The sequence below is a fragment of the Methylosinus sp. PW1 genome (assembly GCF_000745215.1).
Classification (GTDB): Bacteria; Pseudomonadota; Alphaproteobacteria; order Rhizobiales; family Beijerinckiaceae; genus Methylosinus.
In genome coordinates this window covers 1,667,686-1,691,055 of sequence record NZ_JQNK01000009.1, presented here as the reverse complement: position 1 = coordinate 1,691,055, position 23,370 = coordinate 1,667,686, and the positions used below count along the sequence as shown (strand labels likewise).

The following is a 23,370-nucleotide window of genomic DNA, read 5'->3' as shown; positions in this document are numbered from 1 at the left end:
TCTCTTGGCCAATTCTTTTCTTGCGGCAGCTCGCCTCGACCGTCACGCAGTTTCGCTGTAAAGCTCACGGCCGATCAGCATGCGACGAATCTCGCTGGTGCCGGCGCCGATCTCATAGAGCTTGGCGTCGCGCAGCAGCCGGCCGGTTGGATAATCATTGATATAGCCATTGCCGCCGAGGCATTGGATGGCTTCGAGCGCCATTCGCGTCGCGCTCTCCGCGGCGAAGAGAATGGCGCCGGCGGCGTCCTTGCGCGTCGTGCGGCCCCGGTCGCAGGCGCGCGCGACGGCATAGACATAGGCGCGCGCCGCATTTTGCGCCGTATACATATCGGCGAGCTTGGCCTGCATGATCTGGAACTCGCCGATCGGCTGGCCGAATTGCTTGCGATCATGCACATAGGGCACGACAATATCCATGCAGGCGCGCATGATGCCGATCGGCCCCCCGGCGAGAACGGCGCGCTCATAGTCGAGCCCGCTCATCAGAACATTCACGCCGCGCTCCGGCAGGCCGAGCACATTCTCTTCTGGAACCTCGCAATCGCTAAACAGCAATTCGCATGTGTTGGAGCCGCGCATGCCGAGCTTGTCGAGCTTTTGCGCGGGCGTGAAGCCTTTGAAACCCTTCTCTATGATAAAAGCGGTAATGCCATGCGCGCCTGCGGCGGGTGCCGTCTTGCCATAGACGATGACGACATCGGCGTTGGGACCATTCGTCACCCACATTTTATCGCCATTCAGCACATAGCGGTCGCCGCGCCTTTCTGCGCGCATCGACATATTGACCACATCGGAGCCGGCGTCCGGCTCGGACATGGCGAGGGCGCCTATGTGCTCGCCGGACACGAGCTTGGGCAAATAGCGTCGCTTCTGCTCGGATGTGCCGTTGCGACGCAGCTGATTGACGCAGAGATTGGAATGCGCGCCATAGGAGAGGCCTACGGAAGCTGAGGCGCGGCTCAGCTCCTCCATAATGACGACATGCTCGAGATAGCCGAGCCCGGCGCCGCCATATTCTTCCTCGACGGTCACGCCGAGCAGACCGAGCGCGCCCATTTTGGGCCAGAGATCGGAAGGGAAGTCATTCTCGCGATCGATCGTCGCGGCGCGCGGCGCGATCTCTCGCGCGGCGAAAGATTCGACCTGATCACGCAACATGTCGGCGGTTTCGCCAAGCGCGAAATCGAGCGAAGGAATCCAGTGACGCATCGGTCCCGAGCCTCCGGACGCGATAAAAGCCTATATTTGGCGGGCGCATCGCGTTTCAAGACCGAGAACGCTGGCGGAGCCTCATTAGCGTCACTCCTTCATCGCCAGCAGTCGCGAGTCGCCGCCGAAGGAGGCGGTGTTGATCGTCACCGTCTCCTCGCGCAAGAAGCGGCGCAGATAGTCGGGGCCGCCGGCTTTCGGCCCGGTGCCGCTCATGCGCGATCCGCCGAAAGGCTGGCTGCCGACGACGGCTCCGATCATGTTGCGATTGACATAGAGATTGCCGGCAGGCGTCGCCTCCGCGAACATGCGCATGCGCGCCTCTATGCGCGTGTGCAGACCCATTGTGAGGCCGAATCCATTTGCGGAAATTTCATCGATGAGAGTCGACAAATCCTTTTCATCCTCTGCGCGCCAGGTCGCAATATGGAGGACGGGACCGAAAATCTCCTCGCGCAGATCGCCGGCGCGATCGAGCTTTACGATATGCGGCGCGACGAAGCTGCCGCGCTGCGGCGCCTCGCCGGCGTAGAGCACGCGCCCTTGCGCGCGGCGCTGCGCCAAATAGTCGTAAAGCCGCGCTTGCGCCGCGCTATCGATGACGGGGCCGATGTGTGTGGAAGGATCGCGCGGATCGCCGATGCGCAGCTCCTTCGTCGCGGCGATCAGCATGGCGAGCGCGTCCTCGGCGATATCGTCCTGCAGGCAGAGAAGACGCAGCGCCGAGCATCGCTGCCCCGCGGAACGAAACGCCGACGCGAGCACGTCGTCGACCACTTGCTCGAGCAGAGCTGTCGAATCGACGATCATCGCGTTGACGCCGCCGGTCTCGGCAATGAGCGGAACGATCGGCCCATTCGACGCCGCGAGCGTTCGGTTGATGGAATGCGCGGCTTCGCTCGAGCCGGTGAAGACGACACCGGCGACATGCTCGTCCGCCACGAGCGCAGCGCCGAGTGCGCCGGCGCCCGGCATATAATGAAGAGCGTCGCGCGGGACGCCCGCTTCATGCAGAAGCGCGACGGCCTCGCGCGCGACGAGCGGCGTCTGCTCCGCGGGCTTGGCGATGGCGCAATTGCCGGCCGCGAGCGCAGCGGCGACTTGGCCGAGAAAAATCGCCAATGGAAAATTCCATGGCGAGATGCAGACGAAAATGCCACGCCCACGCCGTCGCAAGCGATTGTCTTCGCCCGTCGGACCGGGAAGATTCTCTTCAGCGCAGAGCCGCCGGGCCTGCTCCGCATAATAGCGGGTGAGATCGGCCGCCTCCCGTATTTCCGCGAGCGCATCGTCGAGCGTCTTGCCGCCCTCTCGTTGCAGCAATGCTATGAGAAAGCCGCGGCGCGCCTCGACGAGATCGGCGGCGCGCTCGAGAATGGCGGCGCGCGCTTCTACAGGCGTCGCCTCCCATGCGGGAAAGGCGCGTGAAGCTATCGCTATTGCGGCGCGGGCGGTTTCGACATCGGCCTCGACGATGGAGCCGATGAGCGAAGAATCGATCGGGGAACGCAATTCGCGCGGCGCCAGCGCGCTGGGTCCAGACGATGGCGTGGCGGTTAGAATGGCGGGCGCCGCGTCTCTCTCGGCGAGCAATGCCGCGAGCGCGTCACGATCGCCGAATTCAACGCCTTTGGAATTTGCGCGCAAGGGCCGATAGAGATCGGCCGGGAGCGGCAAGCGCGAATGACGCGCGCGCGACGTCGCGCCGATGATCGCGCCGGGGGAGGCGAGCAATTCGTTCTCCGGCGTCGCAGCGTCCGCTGCGCGCGCGACGAAGGATGAATTGGCGCCATTTTCGATGAGCCGCCGCACGAGATAGGCAAGCAGATCGCGATGCGGGCCGACCGGCGCATAGACGCGGCAGCTCGCGTCCCTCTGCTCTTCGAGCAGCGCCCCGAACAGCTCTTCGCCCATTCCATGAAGGCGCTGGAATTCATATTGTGTGGGGTCGCCCGAACGCTCGACGATCGTCGCCACTGTGGCGGCGTTATGTGTTGCGAATTGCGGGAAGATGCGCGGCGCGGCGAGCAGACGATCGGCGCAGGAGATGTAATTCAAATCTGTCATCGCCTTGCGCGTGAAGACAGGATAGTCGGCGAGGCCGCGTTCCTGCGCGCGCTTGATCTCCGTATCCCAATAGGCGCCTTTGACGAGGCGGACCATGAAGCGCCGATCATGCGCTTGTGCGAGCGCCTCCATATGGTCGATGACCGCGGCGGCGCGCTTCTGATAGGCCTGAATCGCGAGGCCGAATCCGTCCCAGCCGGCGAGCGAGGAATCGGCGACGACAGCGTCGATGACGTCGAGCGACAGCTCGAGCCGATCCGCCTCTTCGGCGTCGATGGTGAAGACGAGATCGTGACTACGGGCGAGGCGTGCGAGCTCGAGCAGCCGCGGCGTCAGCTCGCGCAGCACGCGCGCGCGCGACAAGGATTCGAAGCGCGGATGCAGCGCGGAGAGCTTGACGGAGACGCCCGGCCGCTGCGGAAGCGCGCGTGCGCAGGCCTTGGCGCCTATGGCGTCGATCGCCGCCGCATAGGCTGCAAAATAGCGTTCGGCGTCCGCGGCGCTGCGTGCGCCTTCGCCGAGCATGTCGAAAGAATAGCGCCAGCGGTCATCGGCGGAGGCGCGCGCGAGCGCCTCGTCGATCGTCTGGCCGAGGACGAAGTGACCGCCCATCAGCTTCATCGCCTGCCGCGCGGCGCCGCGCAGCGCTGGCATGCCGAGACGCCGCGCCGCTTGCGCGACGAGTCCGCGCGGAGTTTCGTCTGTGGCGAAAATCTTGGTCGATAATCCGAGCGCGAAGGCGGCTGCTTGCACGAGCAGCGCATCGGAAGCCGGCGCGTGGCGATCGAAGGCGCCGGCGGCGAGCTTGTCGGCGATGAGAAGATCGAGAGTGGAATCGTCGGGCACGCGAAGCAGCGATTCGGCGAGGGCCATGAGCGCGAGCCCTTCGCGCGTCGACAGCGAATATTCCTGCAGCAGCTTCTCCACATTGCCCACGCCCTTCGGCGCGCGCATGGCGGCGAGCAGGCGCCGCGCGAGCGGCTCGACGCGGGCGCTCCGCTCGGCGTCGCCCGGCTGCGACAGGAGTTTCGCCGCGATCTCTTCATCGGCGGGAAACCAAGGCGCGTGAAACGGCTCGACAGGCGGCATATCATTCGTCCCGAACGATGGCGCGCAACCGGCGAAGCTCGTCGAGAAGAGACGCGAGCGTCACTGTCACGATGGTCGCACATCGTCATTGAAAAGGTGGAAGTCGTCCATAGTTGTTTCACAAGCGAAGGCGGGAACACGCCGATCGCGAGAGGGCGCGCCGGCGCGAACGTCGCCGTTTCTACCATTCGACATGAGCACGACAAGTCGCTGCGGCAAGATGCGCCAGAGGGAGACGCTCGAATAATGTTGCCCAATGTCGACGATATCGGTCGCTTCGCGCTGTTTCTCGATCTCGACGGCACAGTCGCGGAGATCGCCGAGCGGCCGGAGGCTGTGCGGGTGGAGGCGGCCACGATCGCGCTGCTCGATGCGTTGCGGCGCACGGCGGGCGACGCTCTCGCTGTCGTCTCGGGCCGCGACATCGCCGTTATCGACGCGCTTCTCAGCCCGCTGCGTCTGCCCGTCGCCGGCGTGCATGGATTGCAGCGTCGCGACGCCGCCGGCCGCATGCATGGCGCCGCTGAAGGTGGCCGCGATCTCGACGCTGTCGTTCGTACGATCACGCAAGGCCTAGATGGCGAGCAGGGCGTCGTCGTCGAGCGCAAGACGGGCGCGGTCGCGTTGCATTATCGCCTTCGGCCGGAGCTCGAGGAGAAATGCCGCGGCCTCGCCGAGCGCGCGACGCGCGAGCGTCCCGATCTCGAGATTCTGCCCGGAAAGAAGGTTTTCGAGATTCGACTGCAAGGAGCCGACAAGGGAGATGTCATCGAGGCCTTTTTGAAGGAGGAGCCCTTTCGCGGCCGCATGCCGATTTTCGCGGGCGACGATGTGACCGATGAGGTCGCCTTCGGCGCCGTCAACGCGCTCGGCGGCCTCTCCATCAAAGTGGGGAGAAGCGCCACACTGGCGCGCTATAGAGCGGCGGACTTGCGCGAATTGCATCGCTGGCTCGCCGATCTCGCGCGCGTGTCGCAAGCGGAGCGCGCGCGATGAGCGATGCGCAGAATCATGAGCGCAAGATCAGCGATCTGGAGCTCGGCGTGGTCGGCAATTGCTCTTTCGCCGCGCTCATCGATCGCGACGCCAGCGTGGTGTGGTGCTGCCTGCCGCGCTTCGACGGCGATCCCGTGTTCCACAGCCTGCTCGGCTCGCCGCCGGACATGGAAGACAGCGGCTTTTTCGCGATCGATCTCGAGGATCGCGTGCACAGCGAGCAGGATTATTGCGGCAACACGGCGGTGCTGGAGACGGTGCTGCATGGCAAGCAGGGCTCTGTGCGCGTCACCGATTTCGCGCCGCGCTTTTTCTGGCGCGATCGCCTCTATCATCCCAACATGCTGATCCGCCGGTTGACGCCGGTGTCCGGCACGCCGCGCATTCGCATTCGGCTGCGTCCGCGCTACGATTACGGCGCGGCTCTTCCCAGCCTCACCTTCGGCTCGCATCATATTCGCTATGTCGGCCCGCATTCGGTGTTGCGGCTCACCACCAATGCGCCGCTCGATTATGTGCGCGAGGAGACGCTGTTCAATCTGAGCAGCCCGATCGATCTCGTGCTCGGCCCGGACGAGACATTGCATGAGGGGATTGCGCATACGGCGCGCAATTTCGAGGAGCGCACGCGCGACTATTGGCGCCGCTGGGTGCATCGTCTGGCGATTCCGTTCGAATGGCAGAGCGCGGTTCTGCGCGCCGCGATCACGCTGAAGCTCTGCACCTATGAAGGAACCGGCGCCATTGTCGCCGCGCTGACGACGAGCATTCCCGAGGCGCCGGACACGCAGCGCAATTGGGATTATCGCTATTGCTGGGTGCGCGACGCTTATTTCGTCGTGCGCGCGCTCAATCGCATGGCGGCGATGCGCAAGATGGAGAATTATTTCGATTGGCTGATGAATATCGTCGCCTCGGCGGCGGGCTCGCATATTCAGCCGGTCTACGGGCTCGGTCTGGAATCGGAGCTCACCGAGCGCATCATTCCCAATCTTCCCGGCTATCGCGGCATGGGGCCGGTGCGCGTCGGCAATCAAGCCTATCAGCATTTTCAGCACGATTCTTATGGCAATGTGATACTCGGCGTCGCGCAGGCCTTTCTCGACCGGCGCCTCATGTCGCCGCCGACGCGCATGGATTTCCTGCGGCTCGAGGATATGGGCCGGCAGGCGCTCGCCTGCTATGACAAGCCCGACGCCGGCATGTGGGAGCTGCGCTCGCGCGCCCGCATCCATACGACATCGAGCCTCATGTGCTGGGCGGCGGCCGATCGGCTCGCGCGCATCGCCGATTACATAGGCGAGCCGGAGCGCGCGCGCGATTGGCGCATCGAGGCGGAGCGCATCAAGCAGGTGATTCTCGAGCGTGCCTGGTCGCAGAAGCGCCAAGCCTTCGTCGAATCGCTCGACGGTGAGCATCTCGACGCCGGCGTGCTGCTGATGACGGAGGTCGGCTTCATCGATCCCAATGATCCGCGCATGGTCTCGACGCTCGAGCAGATCGAATCTGCGCTCGGCCGCGGCGCGCATATGATGCGCTATGAGGCGGCCGATGATTTCGGCGAGCCGACGACGGCCTTCACCACCTGTTCCTTCTGGCGCATCGACGCGCTCGCGCGCATGGGCCGGCGCGAGGAGGCGCGCGATTATTTCGAGGCGCTGCTGGCACAGCGCAATCGGCTCGGCATGATGTCCGAAGACATAGACGTCAAAACCGGCGAAGCCTGGGGAAACTATCCGCAGACCTATTCCATGGTCGGCGTCATCAACTGCGCCATGAGGCTGTCGCGTTCTTGGGAGAAAGCCATATGAAACGCCTGGTCGTCGTCTCCAATCGCGTCGCCGATCCCGGCTGCAGCCAGGCCGCCGGCGGGCTCGCGGTGTGCATTCTCGACGCTCTGCGCAAGCGCGGCGGCGTATGGTTCGGCTGGAATGGCGAGATCGTGCCGGACGATGCGGAGATCGACGTATCGCGTGTGAAATTCGACGAGCTGACGCTTGCCACAATGCCGCTCACCGAGCGGGATTATCGCGATTATTATCTCGGCTTCGCCAACGCCGCGCTATGGCCCGTGCATCATTATAGGCTCGATCTCGCGCGCTTCACGCAAGAGGCGATCGACGGCTATCGCCGCGTCAATGATCGCTTTGCGGAAAAGCTAGCGCCCATGCTGAAAAGCAATGATCTCGTCTGGGTGCATGATTATCATTTCATTCCGCTCGGAGCGGCGCTGCGCGAGCGCGGCGTCTCCAATCGCATCGGCTTTTTCCTGCATATTCCGTTTCCGCCGCCGGATGTGCTCTGCGCCATGCCGGAGCACGAATGGCTGATGAGCGCGCTCGTCGAATATGATCTCGTGGGCTTTCAGACGAAGACCGACCAAGCCAATTTCTTGCGCTTCATGTGCGACTTCATGCAGGGCGAGATGCTGACGCCAGATCTCGTGCGCGTCGGCGGCAAGACGGTGACGGCCTCCGTCTTCCCTGTCGGCATCGACGTCGATTCTTTCGCCGCCATGGCGGAGAGCCCGAGCGCCGCCAAGCGCATCGAGAGGCTGCATCGCGCCGGCGAGCCGCGCATAAATGTCATCGGCGTCGATCGGCTGGACTACACCAAAGGCTTGCCGGATCGCTTGCGCTCCTTCAAGCGCCTGCTGGAAATCTATCCGCAGAATTGCAAGGCGGTGACGCTGATGCAGATCGCGCCGCCGACGCGCGAGGATGTGCAGGCCTATGCCGATATTCGCCACGAGCTGGAGGCGCTGTCGGGCGAGATCAACGGGCAGTTCGGCGATTTCGACTGGACGCCGGTGCGCTATCTGCATCGCCGCGTCGATCGCGACACTCTGGCGGCGCTCTATCGCGGCTCACAAGTGGGGCTGGTGACGCCTCTGCGCGACGGCATGAATCTCGTCGCCAAGGAATATGTCGTGGCGCAGGACGCCGAGAACCCCGGCGTGCTGGTGCTGTCGCGCTTCGCCGGCGCGGCGGAGGAGCTGCAGGAAGCGCTGATCGTCAATCCTTACGACGCCGATGAGGTCGCCAATGCGATGCAGAGGGCGATCGTGATGCCGCTCGCCGAACGCAAGCAGCGTCACGCGGCGCTGCTGGCGCGCGTGCGCAAGCATGATTCCTTCAATTGGATGGACGGATATTTGCGCGCGCTCAGCGCATGCCGCATGCCGCTGGCGGCGTGAAGCGCGCTTCCTTCTCCCACTCGTGGGAGAAGGTGGCCCTCGCGTCAGCGAGGGTCGGATGAGGGTCCGGGCCGCCGCTGTGCGTTTTACATTTTAAGAGTCTGCGAACCGCCGAAGCCCTCATCCGACCCGGCTGCGCCGGGCCACCTTCTCCCGCAGGCGGGAGAAGGAAGCGCGCGTCGAGATTAGGCCACGGCGGCCGATTTGCCGCGCGCGCGCTTGCGCTCATTGGGGTCGAGGTAGGTTTTGCGCAGGCGGATCGACTTCGGCGTCACCTCGACCAGCTCGTCGTCCTCGATATAGGCCAGCGCCTTCTCCAGCGTCATCTTGATCGGCGGGGTGAGGCGCACGGCCTCGTCCTTGCCGGCGGCGCGGATGTTGGTGAGCTGCTTGCCCTTGAGCACGTTGATCTCGAGATCGTTGTCGCGCGTATGCTCGCCGACGATCATGCCGCGATAGACCTTCCAGCCCGGCTCGATCATCATCGGACCGCGATCCTCGAGCTTCCACATGGCGTAGGCGACGGCCTCGCCCTGCTCATTGGAGATCAGCACGCCATTGCGACGGCCGACGATCTCGCCCTTGTGGTGCGAATAGGAGTGGAACAGGCGGTTCATGATCGCCGTGCCGCGCGTGTCGGTCAGCAATTCGCCCTGATAGCCGATGAGGCCGCGCGTCGGCGCATGGAACACGAGACGCAGGCGATTGCCGCCCGAGGGGCGCATCTCGATCATCTCGGCCTTGCGCTCGGACATTTTCTGCACGACGACGCCGGAATGCTCCTCGTCGACGTCGATCACGACCTCCTCGATCGGCTCCAAAATCTCGCCGTCCTCGTCCTTCTGGAACACGACCTTCGGACGCGAGACGCCGATCTCGAAACCCTCGCGGCGCATGGTCTCGATCAGAATGGAGAGCTGCAATTCGCCGCGGCCGGAGACGATGAAGCTCTCGCCGCCGGGCGAATCTTCGACGCGCAGCGCGACATTGCCCTCGGCCTCCTTGAACAGGCGGGCGCGGATCATGCGGCTCGTGACCTTGTCGCCCTCGGTGCCGGCGAGCGGCGAGTCGTTGACGAGGAAGGTCATGGAGAGCGTCGGCGGGTCGATCGGCTGCGCCTGCAGCGGCTCATTGACCTCGAGCGCGCAGAGCGTGTCGGCGACATTGTATTTCTCGAGGCCGGCGATGGCGACGATGTCGCCCGCCTCCGCCTCGTCGATCGGCTGGCGCTCGATGCCGCGGAAGGCGAGAATCTTGGAGACGCGGCCTTGCTCGACGACCTTGCCGGTGCGGTCGAGCACCTTCACCGCCTGATTGGGCTTCACGCTGCCGGCGAAGACGCGGCCGGTGACGATGCGGCCGAGATAGGGATTGGCCTCGAGCAGCGTGCCGAGCATGCGGAAGCCGCCCTCTTCGATCTTGGGCTCCGGCACATGCTTGATGACGAGATCGAACAGCGGCCCCATGCCGTCCTGCGGGCCGGTCGGCTCCTCGGCCATCCAGCCCTGCTTGGCGGAGCCGTAGATGATCGGGAAGTCGAGCTGCTCGTCGGTGGCGTCCAGCGCGGCGAAGAGGTCGAACACCTCATTGACGACCTCGCTGATGCGGGCGTCCGGCTTGTCGACCTTGTTGATGGCGACGATCGGGCGAAGGCCGATCTTCAGCGCCTTGCCGACGACGAATTTGGTCTGCGGCATCGGCCCTTCGGCCGCGTCCACCAGCACGATGGCGCCATCGACCATGGAGAGGATGCGCTCCACCTCGCCGCCGAAATCGGCGTGGCCGGGGGTGTCGACGATATTGATGCGCGTGTCCTTCCAGGCGATGGAGGTCGCCTTGGCCATGATGGTGATGCCGCGCTCTTTCTCGAGATCGTTGCTGTCCATCACCCGCTCGGCGACCCGCTGATTTTCACGGAAGGCGCCCGATTGCCGGAGCAGCTGGTCGACGAGCGTCGTCTTGCCGTGGTCGACGTGGGCGATGATGGCGATGTTGCGCAGCTTCATGGGATTAGGGCCGATCGGTTCGCGGGCGAAGCGCGGCCCGGCGCTCCTTTCGGGCGCGAGGCGGACCGCGGCTTTTTGCAGTGCGGCATCTCATACAGGAGCGCGACGCGAATGGGAAGCGTTGCGGGCTTTCGTTGGGCGCTTTTGCCCCAGAGCCCCGGCACGCTCAGGCTGGCGGTCTCCCGGGGACGGTTCGGTTGCAGCCGCCGAGGATTGCCTCCGGCGCCCCGCGGACGGCTCTGCGAAGTTCGTCACGCGGCGATGGGCGCCGTTCCGTCTTACTCCCAAATAGCGCCAATCGGACCGAGGGTGCGCTCGACTCCCTCCAGCGCTCCCTGGACCTCCTTCGGATTCAGCCGCTTCGCCCAATCGACGAGCGTATCCAGCCGCTCTTGCAATTTGCCTCGATCCATGTCCGCCACGCCCTCGAGAATGAGGGACATGACAGCCGCATTGCGCGCAGAGAGGCGTTCGAGAATGACATTGTCCTCGATCGCCGACGCGAACCCGCCCGTCTTCGACAAGACGCCCCCGGATGAGCCCCAAATAATGTAGACTCCAGCTGCTTTTTCTAGGTGGAAGTTCTGCTGTAGAATCCAAATAGCCCACAGCTGTCTTTCGATTTGACGACGGACGCGTCCCCAATTTATCTGCGATGGCGGCTCATAGCCATAATAGTAATAGTCAGTCGCCCATTTTTTTCTAACTTTATCCAGCGCATCGTCGATCATCTTATATCCGGCGATTTCCTGCGCCTGGCGATTTTGGCGAGCGATCCGGGGATTCAGGCCATATAATTTCATAACCAATGCATCGCCGATCGTGGCCGACGAGTTCATAACCTCCGCCAAATGATTCACGGCGCTGGTCACAGCACGCTTTTGCTTGTTCACCTCTTCCCAAAGGCGTTGCCCGAAGGCGGCGGCGTTCGGCGAGTATGCGATCGTGGCGGCCGATCCCTTTTCATCCGGCGGGAGATCGGATTTTCCGGGAGCAAGACTGTCTCTGCCTTTTTCGACGAAGAGACCGGCCAAGTCCTTCCCCATGTCGCCGAACCATTTCGCTTTGAACTCATCGGGTATTCGGGGAAGCCACTTTTTGGGAAGCCACACCTGCAGACCGCCCGGTCCGACAGGAGGGGCTCCATAGGCGGAAAATAGTTTCGGCCCCAGCTTGAGCTCCAATGCGGCTCCGAGCCATGCGACAGCGCCGATCGAGATCAATTGCAGCACGAACATCGATCGTTCCCACGAGCGACGTTGCTCCTCTTCGTGCGCTTTCAGCATATCCGCTTGATCTTTGGCGGCGTCGTCGTGGGCCGCGACGAGCAGGTCGAGAAAGCCGGTTCGCCGATTGGTCCATTTGTCGAACTGCTGCTCCAGCTCCTTATTCAAAAGTGTCAGGTCATTTATTGCGTGCTGTTTCAGCGCAATTGCGAGCAGGTCGCGATCCGACGCCATAATATTCTCCGTAAAGCGATCAGGTAATGATATCGACGAGCATGACCCGAACCGGCCATCCATCTGGCTCGCCGCAATTTGCCTAATGGCCGTCGAGCCGCCATCCGAACTCGGCTGTCGTTGGTCGACAGCACGATTCGACGCGCCCCCGCGCCGTTGAATTAGGGGCGACCTGGCGTGGTCCCGCGAAATCGCGTGCTCCATCCGGTCGCGCGCCATGGTCGGCTTACGCGTTCTCGCCCGCAGAAAATGTGCGCCAGCGCACATCCGTCATCGGAACGTCCTTTGCCGGGCGGCTATTCCGCGATGCGGATGTTCTTGAACGGCGTCACCGTGGCCTCGCCCTTCGCCTCGCAGAGCGTGCGGCGGCGGTCCTGGATCGCCAGCCGCGCCTGGTCCAGCGCCAGCGAGACCACATGCAGCGAGGTTCCGTCCATATTGCGCAGGCGCAGATCCGCGACGGAGCTGACCAGCGCCTGGTCCAGCTCGCGCTCATAATCGTCGAGCTCGGCGAAATCCTGCGCCGCGCGGGCGGCAGGCAGAATCTCGAGCAGGCGCTCGATCAGCCGCTCGGAATGTTCGTGCGTCTTCGTCCGCATGCGGCTGGCGAGCGTCGCCGCGGCCGAGCCGAGCAGTGAGGCCAGCATCGCGCCGAGATAGAAGAAGTCGCTGTATTTGTCGAAGAAACCGCGTTCCTCGCCGTCGATGAAATCGATCACGCCCTGATGCGCAGGCACGACCGAATCCTTGTCGGTGGAGGGCGCCTCCATATTATTGGCGAGCGGCGCGAGCGCGGCGATGGCCGAGCGGCTGGTGAGAAAAGCGCGCGTCGTCTCGCCGGCGACATTCCCCTGGAGCGACGGCCGCGCCACCAGCAGCACGGCGACGCTGGTGGTCTCCAGCGCCTGGTCCGGGCGGGGCGGATCGCCGCCGAAGGCGCCATGGACGATCTCGGTCGGCTCGAGCGTCGGATAGCGCTTGGCGATCGCCTTTGCCTCCGCCACCGGCAGGAAGACCGGCGGCTTGCCCTTGGCTCCGCTCGCGGCGATCTTGCGGATGACGTCGCTGGCCGGGCCGATCTGCGGAATGGCGACCAAAAAGACGGCGTCGATCTTGTGTACGCGGAGCGCCGCCTCGACCTCGGCTGGCTGTAGCGTGACTGTCGCAAGTCCCTGCTCGGAAATGTCATATTGAGCCAGGATTGTCTCGAGCAGCCGGACATTGCCGCGCCCGCCGGCGATCTCCTGGACGACGCCGATCGTCTTGCCGCGCAGATCGGCGACGCGCTTGATCTTGGAGCCGCCAGGCGCGACCAGCACGGCGGCGTTGCGATGCAGGACGACGATGGCCTGCGCCGAGGGCGGCAGCGCGTCGCTGCGCGCCACGACCAGCTCGGCCGAGCCTTGCTCCAGCGCGGCGGCGGCGGCGGCGGCGTCGGCGACCGGCGTGATCTTCAGCCGCACCGGCTCGTGCTGATGGGAGAAAGTCTGCGCCGCCGCGGTGAGCAGGCGGAAATCCTGCGTCCCTTGAACCACGGCGACGCGCAGTTCCGACGGCCGGTTGTAGAGATGGAGCGCAGTCGCCACCCCGCCGACGAGGGCGAGGCAGACGATCAGCGCTACGAGAATGGTTCGCAGCATGGGATCAGCCTCGGGTGTGAAGCCGAACTTCCTCATATAGTGCGACCGTTTCTCGATTTATCGAAGGCGAAGTCGTGGAGGCGGGAGCGTTTCTGGTCCAGAGCGTTTCCGGCCCGTGTCCGACCGGAAACGCTTCTTTCTCAGCTCGGCCTCAGGGCTTCGCTTTCGCGCCGCGGGCGCCGCGCTTGGCCAGCGTGCGCAGGCGCAGGGCGTTGAGCTTGATGAAGCCCTCGGCGTCGCGATGGTCATAGGCCACCGCGCCCTCCTCGAAGGTGACGAGCTCCTTGTCGTAGAGCGAATAGGGGCTCTCGCGGCCGACGACATGGACGGAGCCCTTGTAGAGCTTCAGCCGCACGCGGCCGGTGACGAGCTCCTGGCTCTTGTCGATCAAGGCCTGCAGCATCTCGCGCTCCGGCGCGAACCAGAAGCCGTTGTAGATCAGCTCGGCGTATTTCGGCATGATCTCGTCTTTGAGATGCGCCGCGCCGCGGTCCAGCGTCACGCTCTCTATGCCGCGATGGGCGATGAGCAGAATGGCGCCGCCGGGAGTCTCGTACATGCCGCGCGACTTGATGCCGACGAAGCGGTTCTCGACGAGATCGAGACGCCCTATGCCATGGGCGCGGCCGAGCTCGTTGAGCTTGGTCAGCAGCGCAGCCGGCGAGAGCGCCACGCCATCGACGGCGACGGCGTCGCCCTTCTCGAAATCGACGGTGACATATTGCGGGACGTCCGGCGCCTTTTCAGGATCGATGGTGCGGGAATAGACATAATCCGGCACTTCCTCCGCCGGATCCTCGAGCACCTTGCCCTCCGAAGAGGTGTGCAGAAGATTGGCGTCCACAGAGAAGGGCGCGTCGCCGCGCTTGTCCTTGGCGATCGGAATCTGGTTCTTCTCGGCGAAATCGATGAGCGCGGTGCGGGAGGTCAGGTCCCATTCGCGCCAGGGGGCGATGACCGTAATGTCCGGCTCCAGCGCGTAATAGCCGAGCTCGAAGCGGACCTGATCATTGCCCTTGCCGGTGGCGCCGTGGCAGACGGCGTCGGCGCCGAGCCTGCGGGCGATCTCGATCTGCTTCTTGGCGATGAGCGGGCGGGCAATCGAGGTTCCGAGCAGATAGAGCCCCTCATATTGGGCGTTGGCGCGGAACATGGGGAAGACGAAGTCGCGGACGAACTCCTCGCGCAGATCCTCGATGAAAATATGCTCGGGCTTGACGCCCAGCAGCTCGGCCTTGGCGCGGGCGGGCTCCAATTCCTCGCCCTGGCCGAGATCGGCGGTGAAGGTCACCACCTCGCAGCCATAGGTCGTCTGCAGCCATTTGAGGATGATCGAGGTGTCGAGGCCGCCGGAATAGGCGAGAACGACGCGTTTGATGTCTTTCTTGGAGCGGGTCATTCGAGATTCTTCTTTCGGCGCCGCCTCGCGCGGGCGCGCATCGCGCCGCGACTATAGAGGCGCGCCGCGCGCGCGCAAGCCGGCGCGGGCGCTCTCGTCAGGACGGCCGCGGCGCGCTACAATGCGCCATGACCATCAAGCGAGCGGCGCCGGGGACGACGGCGCGGGGCCTCACGCCGGCGCGCCGCGCCGCGCTGAACATTCTCACCAAGGCGAACCGGCCGGTCGGCGCCTATGAGATGATCGATCTTCTCGCCGACGAGAGCGGCAAGCGCCCGGCGCCCATCTCGGTCTATCGGGCGCTCGGCTATCTGCTGGACCAGGGCCTCGCGCATCGGCTGGCCTCCCGCAACGCTTTCGTCGTCTGCGGCCATGCGCATGAGGCCGGCGAGCCGGTGATCTTCCTCATTTGCGACGAATGCGGCGAGGTGAGCGAGGCGACGAGCCCGGAGCTGACGCGCGGCCTCGCCGGCCTCACCGCGGCGGCCGGCTTTCAGCCGCGCACGCGCGTCGTCGAGATCGCGGGCCTGTGCGGACGCTGCGCCGCGGCGGAGGGAAAAGCGGGCTGAGCCGCTCCTTCTCGAGAACTTTACCATCGGGAAAAGGATTGGTGTCGACGCGGCCGCCGAACTTCGCCAATATCAGCGATCGCGCCCCAGTTGATATCGACGGCCCGTGTGGAGCGGGGATCGGCGCCAGAGTGATGTCGACGCCCTCGGCGAAGAGGGAATCGCAACCGTTACGTCTACCCTGAGCAGACAATGATGCTCATATGACAGGAGACGAGCTTCCCGCCGCGACCGGCACAAACCTTGCCTCGAATGCCCTGAGCTCGGTCTTTTGGCCATCGACAGGGGTGGGGCGGTCGACGGCGAAGACGAGAGGGCGGCCGATGGATTTCGAGCCGTCTCGGGAATCGTGAGCCATAGCGCTCCAGCGACAGGTGCCCCATGACGAACTCCGACGTTTTTGCGGATTTTGCGAGGTCCTACAGAGGCAGAAGAGCCGTCGAGATGACGCTCTCCGAATACCTCGATCTATGCCGCGAGAATCCGAAGACCTATGCGAGCGCAGCGGAGCGCATTCTCGACGCGATCGGCGAGCCGGAGCTGATCGACACATCGCGCGACCCGAGGCTCGGCCGCATCTTCATGAACCGCACCATCCGCGTCTATCCGGCCTTCGCCGAATTCTTCGGCATGGAGGAGACGATCGAGCGGATCGTCAGCTTCTTCCGCCATGCCGCGCAGGGGCTCGAGGAGCGCAAGCAGATCCTCTATCTGCTCGGCCCGGTCGGCGGCGGCAAATCCTCGCTCGCCGAGCGCCTGAAGGCGTTGATGGAGATCGATCCCATCTATGTGCTCAAGGCCGGCGACGAGCTGTCGCCCGTCTTCGAGAGCCCGCTCGGCCTCTTCGATCCGGCGACGGCGGGCGACATGCTCGAGCAGCGCTACGGCATTCCGCGCCGGCGCCTCAACGGGCTGATGAGCCCCTGGTGCCTCAAGCGTCTCGACGAGTTCGGCGGCGACATCACCAAATTCAGCGTGGTGAAGATCACGCCTTCGCGTCTGCGCCAGATCGGCATAGCCAAGACCGAGCCGGGCGACGAGAATAATCAGGATATTTCCTCGCTCGTCGGCAAGGTGGATATTCGCAAGCTCGAGAATCTCGCGCAGGCGGACCCGGACGCCTACAGCTATTCCGGCGGCCTCAACCGCGCCAATCAGGGCCTTCTCGAATTCGTCGAGATGTTCAAGGCGCCGATCAAGATGCTGCATCCTCTGCTGACGGCGACGCAGGAGGGAAATTACATCGGCACCGAGAATATCGGCGCAATTCCCTTCTCCGGCATCGTCATGGCCCATTCCAACGAGGCGGAATGGCAGAGCTTCAAGAACAACCGCAACAATGAGGCCTTCATCGATCGCATCTATGTGATCAAAGTGCCTTATTGCCTGCGGGTGACGGAAGAGCAGCATATTTACGAGAAGCTGCTGCGCGGCTCCGAGCTGGCCGAGGCGAGCTGCGCCCCGAGCACGCTGGAGATGCTCGCCCGCTTCATCGTGCTCTCGCGCCTGAAGCCGCACGAGAACTCCAATCTCTTCTCCAAGATGCGCGTCTATGACGGCGAGAGCCTGCGCGAGGTGGACCCGCGCGCGCGCAGCATGCTCGAGTATAAGGACGCCGCCGGCGTCGACGAGGGCATGGACGGCTGCTCGACGCGCTTCGCCTTCAAGGTGCTGGCGGCGACCTTCAACCACGACACGGTCGAGGTCGCGGCCGACCCGGTGCATCTCATGTATGTGCTGGAGCAGTCGCTGCGCCGCGAGCAGATGCCGCCGGAGATCGAGAAGCGCTATCTCGAGTTCATCAAGGCCGAGCTCGCGCCGCGCTACGCAGAATTCATCGGCCATGAGATTCAGAAAGCCTATTTAGAGTCCTATCAGGATTACGGACAGAATCTCTTCGACCGTTATATCGACTATGCCGACGCCTGGATCGAGGATCAGGATTTCAAGGACCCGGACACGGGACAGCTGCTGGACCGCGACCTTTTGAACCAGGAGCTGACCAAGATCGAGAAGCCCGCGGGCATCGCCAATCCCAAGGACTTCCGCAATGAGGTGGTGAAGTTCGCGCTGCGCTGGCGCGCGGCCAATGAGGGGCGCAATCCCTCCTGGGCGAGCTATGAGAAAATCCGCGACGTCATCGAGCGGCGCATGTTCTCCCAGGTGGAGGAACTGCTGCCGATCATTTCATTCGGATCGAAAAAAGACACGCAGACAGAAAAAAAACATGCAGAATTCGTAAGCCGCATGATGGCCCGCGGCTATACAGAGCGCCAGGTGCGCCGTCTGGTCGAGTGGTACATGCGCGTAAAACAGGCCGGCTGATCGTAAGGCGAGCCGGCGAAGAACGGGTGATGGAACGATGCACATCGTCGATCGTCGGTTGAACCCCGGAAGCAAGAGCTTCGCGAACCGCCAGCGCTTTTTGCGCCGCGCCAAGGATATGGTGGAGAAGGCGGTTCGCGAGGCGAGCAAGGACCGCGCGATCGGCGATCTCGAGAGCCCCGGAGAGATTTCCATTCCCTCCGAGGGCACGCGCGAGCCCACATTCCGCCACACGCAGGGCTCGCGGCGCGATCTCGTGCTGCCCGGCAATAAGGATTATGTCGAGGGCGATCTCATCGAGCGCCCGCGCGGCGAAGGCGAGGGCGAAGGCGGCGGCGGCCAGGTCGGCCGCGGCGATGGGCAGGAGGACGCCTTCCGCTTCATCCTTTCGCGTGACGAATTTCTGAGCATATTCCTGGACGATCTCGAGCTGCCCGATCTCGCCAAAAGGCGCGTCGCGCAGACGGAGAAGGAAGGTCTGCGCCGCGCCGGCTACACCACCACCGGCACGCCGGCCAATCTCGCGCTGCATCGCACGCTGCAAACGTCGCTCTCGCGGCGCATCGCGCTGAAGCGGCCCAAGCAATCGACGGTCGACGATCTCGAACGCCGCCTCGCGGAGGCGCAGAGCCGCGACGACGCCGAATCCGAGCGCCTCGCCGCCGAGCTCGAGGCGCTGCGCAACAAGAGGTCGCGCATCTCCTATCTCGATCCGATCGATCTGCGCTATCGCCGCTTCGAGCGTTTTCCCAAGCCTGTGACGCAGGCGGTGATGTTCTGCCTCATGGACGTCTCCGGCTCCATGACCGAGCATATGAAGGATCTCGCCAAGCGCTTCTTCATGCTGCTGCATGTGTTCTTGACGCGGCGCTACAAGCGCGTCGAGATCGTCTTCATCCGCCATACGGATCGCGCCGGCGAGGTGGACGAGGACACATTCTTTCGCTCCGCCGAGACCGGCGGCACAATGGTCTCCTCCGCTCTGCAGGAGATGCTGAAGGTCATTCGCGAGCGCTATGATCCGGGCGTGTGGAACATCTACGCCGCGCAGGCCTCGGACGGCGACAATCTCTCCAGCGACAATCCGCAGACGCGCGAGCTGCTACAGAACCAAATTCTGCCGCTGTGCCAATATTTCGCTTATGTGGAAGTGAGCGGGCCGAATGCCGAGACGCATGGCTATGTGCCGCATCACGGGCAGAGCTCGCTATGGCTCACCTACGCCGCGCTGCAAAAGGAAAGCGAGAAATTCCAGATGCGTCGCGTCTCCCGGCGCGAGCATATCTATTCCGTGTTCCGGCAATTGTTCCAACGGCGCGCGGCCAAGACGGCGGAGGTCGGCTGATGCGCGGCGAGCTGCTCTATGAAGGCAAGGATTGGGATTTCGGCACGATCCAGCGCATCCACGACGCGGTCGCGGACATTGCGCACAAGGAGCTCGGGCTCGACACATTCGCCAATCAGATCGAGATCATCACCGCCGAGCAGATGCTCGACGCCTACGCCTCGACCGGCATGCCGCTCTTCTACAAGCATTGGTCGTTCGGCAAGCGCTTCGCCCAGCACGAGGGCATTTATCGAATGGGGCTGCAGGGCCTCGCCTATGAGATCGTCATCAACGCCGATCCTTGCATCAGCTACATAATGGAGGAGAATTCCGCCACTATGCAGACGCTGGTGATCGCGCACGCCGCCTTCGGCCACAATCATTTCTTCAAGCATAATTACCAGTTCCGGCAATGGACCGATCCAGAAGGGATTCTGGATTATCTCTCCTTCGCCAAGGCCTATATCGCCAATTGCGAGGAGCGCTACGGCCATGCGGAGGTGGAGCGCCTGCTCGACGCCGCCCATGCGCTGATGCCGCAAGGCATAGACCGCTATCCGCGCAAGCGTCCGCTCAATCTCCATATGGAGGAGAAGCGCGAGCAGGATCGCAAGGAGGAGCGCGAGCGCGTCTATGACGATCTGTGGCGCACCGTCCCCGGCCGCGCGCATGGCGCGAAGCAATTGGCCAGCGACAAGCGCCGCGCCCTGCTCGGCCTGCCGCAAGAGAACATCCTCTACTTTTTGGAGAAGGCCGCGCCGCGTCTGAGACCCTGGCAGCGAGAGGTGCTGCGCATCGTGCGGCTCATCGCGCAATATTTCTATCCGCAGCAGCAGACCAAGGTGATGAACGAGGGCTGCGCCACCTATTGCCATTATCGGCTGCTCGGTCGTCTGCACGAGACCGGGCGGATCGACGACGGCAGCTTCCTCGAGTTCCTCACCTCGCACACCAACGCCACGCGGCAGCCCTTCTACGACAGCCCGTCCTATAATGGCGTCAATCCTTATGCGCTCGGCTTCGACATGATGCGCGACATAGAGCGCATCGTGCGCGAGCCGACCGAGGAGGACCGCTATTGGTTCCCCGAGATCGCCGGAACCGGCGATGCGATGGAGGTGCTGCGCCACGTCTGGGCGAATTACCGCGACGACAGCTTCATCGCGCAATTCCTGAGCCCGCGGCTCATTCGCAATTGGCGGCTGTTCCATGTCGTCGACGATCGTGAGCAGCCGCATCTCGAAGTGTCGTCGATCCACAATGAGCGCGGCTATCGCGATCTGCGCCGCAGCCTCGCGGCGCAATATGACGTCGGCGGCTATGCGCCGGACATTCAGATCGTCGATGTCGATCTCGCCGGCAATCGCAAGCTCGTGCTGCATCATCGCGTGCGCGACGGCAAGATGCTGGAGCTGACCAACGCCGCAATGGTGCTCGGCCATCTCGCCAATCTGTGGGGCTATGAGGTGCTGCTGCAGGAGATCGACGCCGGCACGGAGCAGGTGCTGAAGGAGCATATGGTGCGGCCGGAGGCGGGGTGAGCTTCCGCCTTCTGGAGCCCCTCGTGCTTTTAAGACGCCCGCTATGCGGGCTCCTCAGCATGAGGGGGTGCTCTGGGTCACACAAGCGTCCCTCATGCTGAGGAGCGGCCGAAGGCCGCGTCTCGAAGCACGCGCGGCTGATCGGTTCGAGGAACGACGGCCCACTTCCCTTCGGCGTCCATCTGTGCGACGGCTGCGCGAACGCTTCGCCTCACGCATGCCGCACGAATGACCATCAAGCGCAAATATCACCATGGCGCCCTCAAGGAGGCGCTGGTCGAGGCTGCGCTCGAGCTGCTGGCGGAAGGCGGGCCGGCCAATCTCAGCCTCGGCGAGGCGGCCAAGCGCGTCGGCGTCACGGCGGCCGCGCCCTACCGTCATTTCGCCAGCCGCGAGGATTTGCTGAACGAGGTCGCCCGGCGCGGCTTTCTCTCCTTCGGCTCGGCGTTGGAAAAAGCCTGGGACGAAGGACGGCCGGAGGCGGCGGCGGCCATGTGGCGCATGTGCGCCGCCTATCTCGCCTTCGCGCGTGAGGAGCCCGGCCTCTACGCCGCAATGTTCGGCTCGGCGGCGACGCTGGCGAGCGAGCCCTCCGCCGACGCCGCCGATCATGCGCTGGATATTCTGTGGCGCTCCGTGGTGGCTTTTTTGCAGCAGCGGGGCGTTGCGGCGCAGGGCGCGCGCAAGCTGGCGTTGCAGCTCTGGGCGCTCGCCCATGGCGTCGCCATGCTGACCATCTCCGGCCATCTCGACGCCGCCAAGGGGCTCGATCCCATCCCCGTGCTCGACGCCGCCGCGCGCAATCTCATGGAGTCCGCCGCCCGCCGCGCGGAGACCTCCTCCGTTTAAGTCTCCGCCCGCCGCGCGAGACGGGCGGAGCGCTCCTTCAGCGCGTCATAGATCGGCTCGTTGCGGCAGACGGCGGCGATGGCCATGGCCGCGAAGCAGGCCGCCAGCATGGGCAGCAGCAGCTCGGAATTATCGGTCATCTCAGTGATGAGGATCATGCCGGTGAGCGGCGCGCGCACCACGGCGGCGAAAAACGAGGCCATGCCGATGAGCGCGAATTTCATTCCCATGGTCAGCGCGTCCTCGCCCGGAATCATGAGGCCGAAGAAGAGCCCGATCTCGGCCCCGAGCGCCAGCAGCGGCGCGAACAATCCGCCCGGCGTCCCCGCCGCATAGGAGACGACGCCGAGCGCGAATCGCAGCGCGAAGACCAGCGGCAGGGCGTCGAGCGCATAGGCGCCGTCGAGCGTCTTTTGCGTGAGATTATCGCCGCCGCCGCCGAGATCGGGCGCGAGAAAGCCGATGGCGCCGACGCCGGCGCCGACCAGAGCGGCCTTCGCCTCCGCCGGCAAGGGCGAGCGATCGGCGAAGTCCAGCGCGCGGAGAATGGCGCGATTATAGGCGAGGCTGGCGAGCCCCATGGCGGCGCCGAGCGCGAGGCCGAGCGGAACATCGAGCGGCCCGACGGGATAATGCGTCGCGACGCGCAATTCCGGCTCCGGCCCGAGCAGCAGCCGGACGACCGATATGGCGCCGACCGAAGCGCCGAGCGCTATGGTCGCATGGCGCATATCGAAGCGGCGCAGCAATTCCTCGAGCACGAAGGCCGCGCCGGCGAGCGGCGCGTTGAAGGCGGCGGCGAGCCCGGCTCCGGCGCCCGCGGCGAGCAGCGATTGCTGATCGCGCCAATCATAGCGCAGATAGCGGCCGAACTGATGCGCGAGCGTCGCGCCCATCTGCACCGATGGCCCTTCGCGGCCGAGCGCGAGGCCGGCGCCCATCGCCAGCACGCCGCCGATGAATTTCACCGGCAGCAGCAGCGGCGGGGAGGGCGGCTCGCTGCCGTCGATCACCGATTCGACATGCGGAATGCCGCTTCCCACCGCCGCCGGGACGAAACGGCGCACGAGATAGGCCGCGAGCCCAGTGGCGAGCGCCGCGCCGGCGACCATGATCGCGAGGCCGAGCAGCGGACGCTCCGCGAACCGTTCGGGAATGGCCATGCGCATCCGCCCGGCGGCGTCGAGGATGAGGCGGAACACGCCGCAGAGCATTCCGACCGCGACCCCTGCGAGCAGCGAGACGGCGCCGAGCGGAAACAGGCCGCGCAGTTCTGATGGCGGCTCGGGCGCCTCCTCGGCCGGGGCGGCGTCGGCGACATGGGATTCGATCACGACATCGCTGGTCTCGCCGAGCAGCAGCAGGCGTTCCGCTCCAGCGACGCCGACCAGCGCCAGACGGCGCGAGCGGCCGAGCGCCAGCGCGACCGAGGCGGCGCGCGCGCGGCCCTTGCGCCTGCGGCGGCCGAAGGCGAGGTGGAACAGAAAAGGCAGCGCCCCGGCGCCGATGAGCGTCGCCAGTGCTAGGAGCGCGCTTGCGTCCACGTCGGAGAAATCGGTCATGGAAACGATTCGCGAGAGAGGTCGCGTGCAGGATAGCGCGGCGCGGCGCGAGAGACGAAATCGGCTGGGATGCGCCGGCGGAGGCGGAATCTTTGGCGGACCCCTTGCGAAACAACAATGTTAATGTATGTT

General features: G+C 64.5%; 15 protein-coding genes. 8 read left to right on the top strand and 7 right to left on the bottom strand.

Annotated features, from left to right (window positions below):
* Positions 1-42: 42 nt before the first annotated feature.
* Positions 43-1,212, bottom strand: coding sequence for an isovaleryl-CoA dehydrogenase (locus tag K369_RS17740; RefSeq protein WP_036292913.1), 1,170 nt, complete (start codon positions 1,210-1,212; stop codon positions 43-45).
* 90 nt (positions 1,213-1,302) lie between these two features.
* On the bottom strand, positions 1,303-4,368 hold the full coding sequence (putA, locus tag K369_RS17735) for a bifunctional proline dehydrogenase/L-glutamate gamma-semialdehyde dehydrogenase PutA (protein WP_036292912.1): 3,066 nt from the start codon (positions 4,366-4,368) through the stop codon (positions 1,303-1,305).
* Positions 4,369-4,614: 246 nt separating this feature from the next.
* Here putA and otsB point away from each other — a divergent pair, with 246 nt between their 5' ends.
* The 3 genes from otsB to otsA are packed head-to-tail and all read left to right on the top strand — an operon-like array spanning position 4,615 to position 8,560.
* Entirely contained in the window at positions 4,615-5,364 is a 750-nt protein-coding gene (otsB, locus tag K369_RS17730) for a trehalose-phosphatase (protein ID WP_036292910.1), read from the top strand.
* The gene (locus tag K369_RS17725; RefSeq protein ID WP_036292908.1) at positions 5,361-7,175 is read left to right on the top strand and encodes a glycoside hydrolase family 15 protein; all 1,815 of its coding nucleotides are present in this window, start codon (positions 5,361-5,363) and stop codon (positions 7,173-7,175) included. Before otsB ends, K369_RS17725 begins: the two co-directional genes overlap by 4 nt.
* Entirely contained in the window at positions 7,172-8,560 is a 1,389-nt protein-coding gene (gene otsA / locus K369_RS17720) for an alpha,alpha-trehalose-phosphate synthase (UDP-forming) (RefSeq protein ID WP_036292906.1), read from the top strand. Before K369_RS17725 ends, otsA begins: the two co-directional genes overlap by 4 nt.
* Positions 8,561-8,745: 185 nt before the next feature.
* On the opposite strand, the gene typA is transcribed toward otsA, so the two are convergent.
* From typA to K369_RS17700, 4 genes are all read right to left on the bottom strand, one after another.
* Positions 8,746-10,566, bottom strand: coding sequence for a translational GTPase TypA (gene typA / locus K369_RS17715; RefSeq protein ID WP_024881364.1), 1,821 nt, complete (start codon positions 10,564-10,566; stop codon positions 8,746-8,748).
* 278 nt (positions 10,567-10,844) lie between these two features.
* A complete protein-coding gene (locus tag K369_RS17710) occupies positions 10,845-12,026 on the bottom strand; it encodes a hypothetical protein (protein ID WP_036292904.1) in 1,182 nt (393 codons plus the stop codon).
* Positions 12,027-12,322: 296 nt separating this feature from the next.
* Positions 12,323-13,666 carry a TAXI family TRAP transporter solute-binding subunit gene (locus K369_RS17705; RefSeq protein WP_245278229.1) on the bottom strand — a complete coding sequence of 448 codons (1,344 nt, stop codon included), beginning with the start codon at positions 13,664-13,666 and terminating at the stop codon, positions 12,323-12,325.
* Between the two features lie 151 nt (positions 13,667-13,817).
* Positions 13,818-15,065: an argininosuccinate synthase gene (locus tag K369_RS17700; protein ID WP_036292899.1), complete on the bottom strand. Its 1,248-nt coding sequence runs from the start codon at positions 15,063-15,065 to the stop codon at positions 13,818-13,820.
* Positions 15,066-15,193: 128 nt separating this feature from the next.
* Between K369_RS17700 and K369_RS17695 the strand changes: the two genes are divergently transcribed.
* The 5 genes from K369_RS17695 to K369_RS17675 all read left to right on the top strand — a co-directional run bounded on the left by K369_RS17695 (position 15,194) and on the right by K369_RS17675 (position 21,676).
* On the top strand, positions 15,194-15,634 hold the full coding sequence (locus K369_RS17695) for a transcriptional repressor (RefSeq protein WP_036292896.1): 441 nt from the start codon (positions 15,194-15,196) through the stop codon (positions 15,632-15,634).
* A gap of 381 nt (positions 15,635-16,015) precedes the next feature.
* Complete coding sequence (locus K369_RS17690) at positions 16,016-17,959, top strand: PrkA family serine protein kinase (RefSeq protein ID WP_036292893.1); 1,944 nt, start codon at positions 16,016-16,018, stop codon at positions 17,957-17,959.
* A 37-nt stretch (positions 17,960-17,996) separates the two neighbouring features.
* Positions 17,997-19,304, top strand: coding sequence for a YeaH/YhbH family protein (locus K369_RS17685; protein ID WP_036292890.1), 1,308 nt, complete (start codon positions 17,997-17,999; stop codon positions 19,302-19,304).
* A complete protein-coding gene (locus K369_RS17680) occupies positions 19,304-20,827 on the top strand; it encodes a SpoVR family protein (protein ID WP_036292887.1) in 1,524 nt (507 codons plus the stop codon). The genes K369_RS17685 and K369_RS17680 overlap by 1 nt, the downstream gene beginning before the upstream one ends.
* A gap of 228 nt (positions 20,828-21,055) precedes the next feature.
* Positions 21,056-21,676 carry a TetR/AcrR family transcriptional regulator gene (locus K369_RS17675; RefSeq protein ID WP_036292884.1) on the top strand — a complete coding sequence of 207 codons (621 nt, stop codon included), beginning with the start codon at positions 21,056-21,058 and terminating at the stop codon, positions 21,674-21,676.
* On the opposite strand, the gene K369_RS17670 is transcribed toward K369_RS17675, so the two are convergent.
* Positions 21,673-23,238 carry a ClC family H(+)/Cl(-) exchange transporter gene (locus K369_RS17670; RefSeq protein ID WP_036292882.1) on the bottom strand — a complete coding sequence of 522 codons (1,566 nt, stop codon included), beginning with the start codon at positions 23,236-23,238 and terminating at the stop codon, positions 21,673-21,675. The two genes, K369_RS17675 and K369_RS17670, sit on opposite strands and share 4 nt — an antisense overlap.
* Between the last annotated feature and the right edge of the window lie 132 nt (positions 23,239-23,370).